Origin of the sequence: Actinoplanes sp. NPDC048791 (assembly GCF_040650095.1) — a bacterium.
Taxonomy (GTDB): domain Bacteria; phylum Actinomycetota; class Actinomycetes; order Mycobacteriales; family Micromonosporaceae; genus Actinoplanes.
This window is the reverse complement of record NZ_JBEZGQ010000397.1, coordinates 1-7,196: the sequence shown is the minus strand read 5'-3', so window position 1 is coordinate 7,196 and position 7,196 is coordinate 1. Positions and strand designations below refer to the sequence as shown.

Sequence of the window (7,196 nt, the reverse complement as noted above, 5' to 3'; positions counted from 1 at the left end):
AGTCGTCGGAGTCCTGGAACGCCACGAACTCGCCCTCGGCGGCGTCCAGGCCGGCGTTGCGGGCCGGCCGGCGAGCTCGACCCGGCGACCCTGGAGAGCTGCCGGCACATCGTCGGGATGATGGGTCACGAGCCGATCGTCGAGGCGCTGGCCGCCGGCGCCGACGTCGTGCTGGCCGGGCGGGCCACCGACACCGCGGTCGCCGCCGCCTATCCGCTCATGGCGGGCATGCCGGCCGGCCCCACCTGGCACGCCGCCAAGATCGTCGAATGCGGCGGGCAGTGCACCACCAACCCGCGCTCCGGCGGCGTCCTGGCCACCATCGACGCCACCGGCTTCACCATCGAACCGCTCGACCCGGCGGTGGCCTGCACCCCCACCTCGGTGTCGGCGCACATGCTCTACGAGACGGTCAACCCGTACTCGATGCGGGAGCCGGCCGGCACCATCAACGTCTCCGAGGCCACCTACCGGGCCCTGGACGACCGGCGCGTCCGCGTCGAGGGCTCCCGCTTCGAACCCGCCGAGCAGCACACCATCAAGCTGGAGGGTGCCCGGATCACCGGGTACGAGACGATGTCGTTCACCGCCATCCGCGACCCGCACATCCTCGGCCAGATCACCACCTGGGCCGCGCTGCTGCGCCGGATGATCACCGAATGGGTCGGCCAGACCCTCAAGCTGAGCCCCGACGAGTACGCCTTCGACATCCGCCTCTACGGCTACGACGCCGTCCTGGGGGCCCTCGACCCGGACACCGGGCCGCCCCGCGAGGTCGGCGTGATGCTCCTGGTCAACGCCCCGGACCAGCAGACCGCCACGGCCGTCGCGAAGATCGCCAACCCGCTGATGCTGCACCTGCCCACCCCGGACATGGACTACCTGCCCAGCCTCGCCTTCGCCACCTCACCGGCCGAGACCGAGCGCGGGGCGGCGTACGAGTTCGTCCTCAACCACGTCGTGGACGTGGACTCCCCGACCAGCCTGTTCCGCATCAACCCGCCGGAGGACCGCGATGTCTGAGCCCGCCCGTCCCCGGACGATCGCCGACCTGGCCCTGGAGGTCCGTTCGAAGAACGCCGGACCGTTCTGGGTCACCATGGAACTGTTCATGCGCGACGCCACCGGCTACGCCACGGTGGCCGATCCCACCTATCTGGACGCGGCGGTCGTCGCCCGGCTCTACGACGTCGCGGCGGACACCATCCAGATCTTCCGGATCCCCGAGCTGAACGTCGTGAAGATCTCGTTCCCCCGGCCGGTGGTCCAGGGCAGCCTGCGGGACCGCGACATCCACGCCGGCCAGCACCACGTGCCGCTGGCGCTGTTCCCGCTGCCGTCCGCCGCGACCTGATCCGCGGAGCCGGCGGCCCGATACCGTTCAGCTGATCGCCGATGAAGGAGCAGCCATGACAATCACCGCCGACGAGGTGTACGCCGCCGCCCCGTTCGTCCGGACCCTCGGCGTCGAGTTCGAGCGGATAGCCCCGGATGGCGTCGTGGGGCAGCTGACGTTCACCCCCGCGCTGTCCACCGTCGGCGGCGGCATCCATGGTGGCGCGCTCATGAGTCTCGCCGACGCCTGCGCCGCGGTGTGCGCGTGGGCCAACGGCGCCGCGGGTGACCTGCCGGCGACCAGCGACTCCACCACCCATTTCCTCGCCCCGGTGATCGGCAACGCGACCGCCACCGCGACGCCGGTGAACGTCGGCAAGCGACGCGTCGTCGTTGATGTCGCCATCCACGACGACGGCGGCCGTCTGTGCGTACGAGTGATCCAGACGGTGCACCTGCTTCGCCCAGCACCGGGCTGACCGGGTGGCGCGTGGCCGGACCGCCCGCCCGAGCGCCGTTGTCACGACGAGTCATCGGGCAGGTATCTTGGCGCCATGCCCCGGTGGGAACACGGTAGTGAGGAGCGGCTGAAGCAGGCCGCCATGGAACTGTTCGACGAGCAAGGGTTCGAGGACACCAGCGCCGTCCAGATCGCGGCCCGGGCCCGCGTCACCACCCGGACCTTCTTCCGGTACTTCCCGGACAAGGAAGAGGTCCTCTTCGCCGAGGCGGACGGGCTCCACGAGGCACTGGTCCAGGAGCTTCTCCAGGCGGACGACGTCTCGGAGCCGCTCCGGGCGGTGATCCGGACGTTGGCCGGTTTCGACTGGGAGAGAATTGGCTCACGAGACGTCCAGCAGCGGCGGGACGCGCTGATCGCCTCGAACGCTCACCTGCTGGAGCGGGACCTGGTCAAACAGCAGCAGATGGCCGCCGGGCTCAGCGAGGTTCTCAGCCGGCGCGGCATCGACCCCGAAACCGCCGAGCTCGCGGCGAACGTGGGGGTCCAGGTCTTCCGTCCGGCCTACCGGCGGTGGCTGGCGGGCGCGGAGACGGACCTGGCCACGATCACCGAGAGCGTGATGTCGCTCCTCGCCACCATCGTGCCCGCTACCTCGCGACTTCCCTGATCAACCTCGGGCCCACAGACGCGCGGTGCTCCCCACCCGAACGGTGTGCTCCACGTCAATCTGTCCACGTCACCTCCGGGTCGATCCGCTCGTCGCCGACGTGCCCGAGCGGCACAAGAACCAGCAACGCCCAGAGCGGTCGCGGCCGGCCGGTCGAACGGCGCACGACCACAACCTCGCTCGGCACGTCGTAGCGCACCCGGCGGTCCACCGTGAGCCAGCCGGCATTTGTGTCCGCCTCGTGGAGCGTCTGCCCGAGACGGTCGAATACCGGCTGAAAGCCTGTGACATCGCCGTACCGGGACCGCGCGCCGTCCGTCAGCATCGCCCAGGCGCCGGACACATCGGACCGCCGGACCAGGGCCTCGAACCGTGCGGCGGCCTCCTCGGCCGGACCCCGGAGGTCGGGCTCGGCGGTGCACGCGCACGCCGGCTCCGGCCTCCCGGCCGTGATGACGGCGATGGTCACCGCCGCGGCGAGGACCGCCCCGACAAGGCCCACGATGATGATCCGGCGTATCGACACGGGCCTTCGACGTCGTCCCGCCCGGCCACGTTCCCCTGGCACGGGGCATCCTGAGTCGCGATTACATGATTACATGTCCGCGGCAGCGCACGTCGAGCCGATCCCGAGGAGGGGCGCAGTGAGCCACGATCAGGACTCCGCCGGCGAGCCGGCACGTCCCGGCCGGGGCATCCGGCTCGACGCCGAGCAGATGCCGGAGACCGGATCCGTCACTCCGCTCGAGCTCTTCTTCGACCTGGTCTTCGTCTTCGCGCTGACCCAGGTCACCGCCACCATGGCAGTGCAGCTGAGCGGGGTCGGCCTGCTCCGCGGCCTGCTCGTCGTCGCCCTGCTGTGGTGGAGCTGGACCGGGTACGCGTGGCTGGCCAATCTGGTCCGCGCCGACCGGGGAATCGCGCGGATCGGCCTGTTCGCGGCGATGGCGGCGATGTTCGTCCTGGCCCTGACCATCCCCGAGGCGTTCGACGACGCCCCGGGCGGGCTCTCCGGCCCGGTCGTCGTGGCGGTGTGCTATTTCGTCTTCCGGGCCCTGCACCTGCTGTTGTTCTACGTGCTGTCGCGGGGCGACGCCGGGCTCCGCCGTCAGCTGTTGCGGTTCACGCCCGCGATGCTGGGCGGCACGGCGCTGCTGCTGGCTGCCGCCGCAACCGGCGGCACAGCGCGCATCTGGCTGTGGGTGGCCGCGCTGACCGTCGACTATGCAGGGACGTACTTCGGCGGAGCGCGCGGATGGCGGGTTCGTTCCGCCGGTCACTTCGCCGAACGGCACGGGCTCATCGTCATCATCGCGCTGGGCGAGTCGATCGTGGCCATCGGGGTCGGTGTCGCCCGTCTGCCGATCTCCTGGCCGATCGTGGTCGCCTCCACCCTGGGCCTGGCCCTGGCCGGTGCGCTCTGGTGGGCGTACTTCGACGTCAGCTCGGCCGCCGGCGAGCACGCTCTGGCCACGGCGGCCGAGGATCGGCGCGCCGGCCTGGCCCGGGACGCCTACAGCTTCCTGCATCTGCCCCTCGTGGCCGGGATCGTGCTGCTCGCGCTGGGCCTGAAGAAGGCTCTCGAATACGTGGGAGACGAGGAGGCGCACTCCCTGAGCGATCCCCTCAAGGGCGTTGCGCTGGCCGCGCTCGTGGGTGGTCTGGTTCTGCACCTGCTCGCCCAGGCGGCCTTCCGGTGGCGTACCACCGGCAAGGTCGATCCGGCGCTGCCGACGGCAGCCGTACTCGTGGCCCCGCTGGCCTGGCTGGGCGCCGGATGGCCCGCGCTGGCCACGCTCGCCGCCGTCACCTTCATCACCGTGGCAGTGGTCGCGTTCCAGACCAGGCGCCGCTAGCTTTCCGTCGGCGGCAGCCGGGCGGCCAGCAGGCGCGTCAGGATCCAGCCGTCCTCGACCTGCGTCATCGGGATGACGAGCCGCTTGGGCCGGCCCGTCGCCCGCTCGAGGACGAGCTGGCCGTCGTCGAGCTTCCACCCGACGACCTCGTCCCAGCGCAGGGGTGCCTTCTTCGCGTACGTGAGGCCGCCCCGGTCGATGGTCACCTTGCCGAAGACCAGCGGCTGCCCCGCGGAGAGGGCGCGACGGGCGAGAGGCTGCACGGCGGAAGCGTCCAACGCGTCGGCCAGCGTGGGGTAGCCGTACGGGTTCTTGAACGCGACCGGCAGTCGCACCACCCGCCCGTCGAGGGTCCGCAGCCGGTAGCCGACCAGGCTCGCGCCGCCGCCGTCCTCGTGCGGCGACCACTCCCAGTCGACCTGCCCGACCTCGTCCCAGCGCAGGCTTTCCCGCACCTGCCCGCGGTGATCGAGCGAAGCGAGCCCGCCCTCGTACAGGTAGAGCCACCAGAGCCGGCCCGGCTGGAAGAACAAGCGCCCGACCGGCACGATCAGGATCACCACCCCGGCGACCATCACCCACGCAACCCAGAGCGGAGCGACCCCGGTCTCCGACACTCCGATCGGTACGAGGCACAGCGAGAGGACGAGCCCGATCAGCAGCATCCCGAGGGCCGTCTGGGCCGGACCCTGGGTCTCGCGCACGAAGAGGCCGAAGACCGGTCCCAGCTTCAGCTCGTGTCCCAGCAACGTGGCGTGCCCGTGTTGTGGCGCCAGCTCGTCCGGCATGCCTTGACCTTCGCAACAGGTGTCAAGCGGGCGGGCGTGGCCGTTTACATCACGTTCTCAGCCCCGCTCCTACCGTCGCGGCATGAACAGGCGATGGCTTTCCTTGGTGCTGATGCTGGCCGTGACGGCGGGTTGCACCGCTGAAGAACCGGCTCCGGCCCCGCAGTGCGACAGCAAACTGGAGGCGGCGTTCGGCGCGTGGGCGCGGGCGGGCTTCAGCGGTGCCGTCGCCGTGTCGACCGGTGGCCGGTTCGAGTGCCTCGCCGGTTACGGTACGGCCGACGACGCCACCGGCGCCCGGAACACCGCCGACACGGTGTACAGCATCGGATCGGTCAGCAAGGCGTTCACCGCCACCGCGATCCTCAAGCTCGCCGAGGCCGGGAAGCTGTCCCTCGACGACCGGGCCGGCGAGCTGGTGCCGGCGATCGTCGGGCCGGTGGCCAAAGCGACGGTACGCCAGCTGCTCCTGCACACCAGCGGGATCAGCGGCTCGATCGGCGCCGACGACAAACCGCTGGACCGGGCCGGCGCGATCGCCGCGATCAACAAGCTGAAGCTCGCGTTTCCACCCGGCACGAGCGACGCGTACTCCAACACCGGGTACACGCTTTTGGCGATCATCATCGACACCGTGTCGGGCCTGTCGTACCGCGACTACACCCTTACGCAGGTCCTCACGCTGCCCGGCGGCGCAGTCACCGGCGGCTTCTGGCAGGGCAGACCGGCACCCGCCGGGCCCTTCGCGGCCGGGTACCTCGATGACGGCGAACCGACCCGGTCCCGCGACTTCGCCGGTCCGTACTGGACGACGGAGGGCAACGGCTCGCTGGCGATGACCACCAAAGAACTGGCCACCTGGGCCCGCGCGCTGTTCCGCGGCGGGCTGGTCACGCCTGGGTCGGCGAAGCTCGCCGGAGATCCGGGGTACCCGGTGGGCGACGGCCGGTCGTACACGCTGGGCGGCTGGATGGCGTTCGACGCCACGGTGTACGGCAAGCCGATCGTGGCCATCGCCGGCGGTGGCGGCGACGTCGGCCACAACGTGGCGGTCCTCTGGATCCCCGAACGGGACCAGGTGATCGTCATGTCGTCCAACCGATCGGTGCTCACGGCCGAAAAGATGCTGGCCGCGACGGTACCGTCGCTGGTGGGCGGCCATCCCCTGCCGACGCCGACCGCGCCGGCCGAAGGTGCGGACCCGGCCGCGATCGCCGGGAGGTACCGGCTGGAGACGGGAGGATCGTTCGAGGTGACCGTGGCCGGCAACCGGCCGAGGATCTCGGCCTCCGGCGCCGGCGCGGTGGGTGCGCTGTTCCCGCCGCGCGGCCGCTTCTCCGCCGACGACCTGCGCGAGCACGAGAAGCGCGTGCTCGCCATGCTCGCCGGCCGGACCGACGAGGGACGCGAGGAGCGCAAAGGCATAGAAGCCGAGCACGGGCCGATCTCCGCGGTGGCCGCCGGTGGCACTGTCGTCGCCGAAGGCGAGATGCGCACGTACGTCACGCTGACCACCCGCGACGGTCCGCAGCTGGGCTGGTACGCGGTCGACGAGCACAGCACCATCGCGGGGGCGGAGCTGCCGACCCAGCCGCCGGCCCTGCCCCTGGTGCCGGTCGGCACGAACAGGTACCGCCCGGACGACCCGACCGGAACCGGCCCGGACGTGACCCTCGACTTCACCGGCGGCAAGGTGACCGTCTCCGGGCCGGGCGGGACGACGACTGCGAGCCGGTCCCGGTGACATCACCACGCTGCCCGCGGAAGGGGAATGTGCCATGCGCGTCCTGCTGGTCGAGGACGACCCGGACCTGGCCGAGATCGTCGCGCTGGGCCTGCGCAACGAGGCGTACGCGGTGGACGTGGCCGGGACCTACGCGGCCGCCGAGGAGCTGCTCGGCACCACGGCGTACGACGTGGTGTGCCTCGACCTGGGCCTGCCGGACGGCGACGGGCTCGCTCTGGTCCGGCGTGCCGCGGCCGACCCGTCCCTGCGCCGCCCCCGGCGTCAACTCGTGCTGACCGCCCGCGACGCGGTGGCCGACCGCGTCGCCGGGCTCGACGCGGGCGCCGACGACTACCTGGTC

General features: G+C 71.4%; 9 protein-coding genes. 7 read left to right on the top strand and 2 right to left on the bottom strand.

The window, feature by feature from the left end; genetic code table 11:
* The 4 genes from AB0C29_RS25720 to AB0C29_RS25705 form a co-directional block, all read left to right on the top strand.
* Positions 1 to 1,023: acyclic terpene utilization AtuA family protein (locus tag AB0C29_RS25720; protein ID WP_360824897.1), on the top strand; the 1,023-nt coding region annotated here is incomplete at its 5' end.
* On the top strand, positions 1,016 to 1,354 hold the full coding sequence (locus AB0C29_RS25715; RefSeq protein ID WP_360824894.1) for a DUF4387 domain-containing protein: 339 nt from the start codon (positions 1,016 to 1,018) through the stop codon (positions 1,352 to 1,354). The genes AB0C29_RS25720 and AB0C29_RS25715, both read left to right, overlap by 8 nt.
* Positions 1,355 to 1,409: 55 nt before the next feature.
* Positions 1,410 to 1,814, top strand: coding sequence for a PaaI family thioesterase (locus tag AB0C29_RS25710; RefSeq protein ID WP_360824891.1), 405 nt, complete (start codon positions 1,410 to 1,412; stop codon positions 1,812 to 1,814).
* Between the two features lie 75 nt (positions 1,815 to 1,889).
* Positions 1,890 to 2,465 (top strand): TetR family transcriptional regulator, encoded by a 576-nt coding sequence (locus tag AB0C29_RS25705; RefSeq protein ID WP_360824888.1) that lies wholly within the window; start codon positions 1,890 to 1,892, stop codon positions 2,463 to 2,465.
* 55 nt (positions 2,466 to 2,520) lie between these two features.
* Here the strand turns inward: AB0C29_RS25705 and AB0C29_RS25700 are convergent, their stop codons facing one another.
* On the bottom strand, positions 2,521 to 2,967 hold the full coding sequence (locus tag AB0C29_RS25700; RefSeq protein WP_360824885.1) for a hypothetical protein: 447 nt from the start codon (positions 2,965 to 2,967) through the stop codon (positions 2,521 to 2,523).
* Positions 2,968 to 3,109: 142 nt separating this feature from the next.
* Here AB0C29_RS25700 and AB0C29_RS25695 point away from each other — a divergent pair, with 142 nt between their 5' ends.
* Positions 3,110 to 4,321, top strand: a complete 1,212-nt coding sequence (locus AB0C29_RS25695) for a low temperature requirement protein A (protein ID WP_360824882.1) — start codon at positions 3,110 to 3,112, stop codon at positions 4,319 to 4,321.
* On the opposite strand, the gene AB0C29_RS25690 is transcribed toward AB0C29_RS25695, so the two are convergent.
* Entirely contained in the window at positions 4,318 to 5,109 is a 792-nt protein-coding gene (locus AB0C29_RS25690; RefSeq protein ID WP_360824879.1) for a DUF6585 family protein, read from the bottom strand. The genes AB0C29_RS25695 and AB0C29_RS25690 overlap by 4 nt on opposite strands.
* Positions 5,110 to 5,191: 82 nt before the next feature.
* Here AB0C29_RS25690 and AB0C29_RS25685 point away from each other — a divergent pair, with 82 nt between their 5' ends.
* Together AB0C29_RS25685 and AB0C29_RS25680 are read left to right on the top strand one after the other, a co-directional pair.
* Positions 5,192 to 6,853 carry a serine hydrolase domain-containing protein gene (locus tag AB0C29_RS25685; RefSeq protein WP_360824876.1) on the top strand — a complete coding sequence of 554 codons (1,662 nt, stop codon included), beginning with the start codon at positions 5,192 to 5,194 and terminating at the stop codon, positions 6,851 to 6,853.
* Positions 6,854 to 6,887: 34 nt separating this feature from the next.
* On the top strand, positions 6,888 to 7,196 hold a 309-nt coding region (locus AB0C29_RS25680; protein WP_360824873.1), incomplete at its 3' end, for a response regulator.